Genomic DNA, 800 nt, shown 5'->3' with positions numbered 1-800 from the left:
GCAAATTTGGGCTGCTCGGCTCCGAGGACCTCGGTAACCGCCTCAAGGCCATATTCAAGCTTGAGAGCGGTTACAACAGCGCCACCGGTGCTCAGCAATACACGAATGCCATGTTTGGTCGAACGGCGTATGTTGGTCTTAGCCAGCCGATGTTCGGGACGCTTACACTGGGCCGCCAGTATGCAGCTTATCTACAAGCGCTTTTGCCTTACAGCCCAACGAATAACTTGACCGGATATTTCGGCGCGCACCCTGGTGACATTGACGGTTTAGATACCGATTATCGCGTCAACAACACCATCGAATACCAATCTCCAGCGGTATTCGGTTTCACCGCGTTCGGATCGTACTCCGAGCTAACGTCAAGAGTGGTGTATGAGCAGCATCGTGACGGTCGATTTCAAGCGGCGAGTTTCTGCTGAACCGGTCGATCGTCTTGCACCGGTTCGCCGTCCTTGAAGGGGACGCCTTCGAGCAACAGCTTGATCTTTTCCGGTCCGTTGATGCGGCGCCAGGTTTTCTCCGCCTCCTCGATCAGCTTGAATGCCAGACCGAGGAAGGTAGGCCGCGACACGCAGTTACGCGTACGCGTCGTTCGATGACGTACCGTCGCGAACGTCGACTCGATCGCGTTGGTCGTCCGCAGATGCTGCCAGTGCTCAGCGGGGAAGTCGTAGAACGCCAACAGGCTCTCGCGATCCTTTTTCAGCGTCTCGGTTGCCTTCGGATATTTCGCCGAATGGATCGACACGAAACGGTCGAAAGCGGCGTACGCGTCGGCTCGTGTGGCAGCCATCCAG

The 800-nt window shown here is 56.6% G+C and carries 1 protein-coding gene and 1 pseudogene; one reads left to right on the top strand and one right to left on the bottom strand.

Annotated features, from left to right (window positions below):
* Positions 1 to 353: pseudogene (locus tag P7F28_RS09590) on the top strand (porin); the annotation flags it as partial.
* A gap of 47 nt (positions 354 to 400) precedes the next feature.
* Here P7F28_RS09590 and P7F28_RS09585 read toward each other — a convergent pair.
* On the bottom strand, positions 401 to 800 hold a 400-nt coding region (locus P7F28_RS09585), incomplete at its 5' end, for a transposase (RefSeq protein WP_277184204.1).

The organism is Caballeronia sp. BR00000012568055, from assembly GCF_029439455.1.
Classification (GTDB): Bacteria; Pseudomonadota; Gammaproteobacteria; order Burkholderiales; family Burkholderiaceae; genus Caballeronia.
This window is presented reverse-complemented; position numbering and strand designations above follow the sequence as displayed.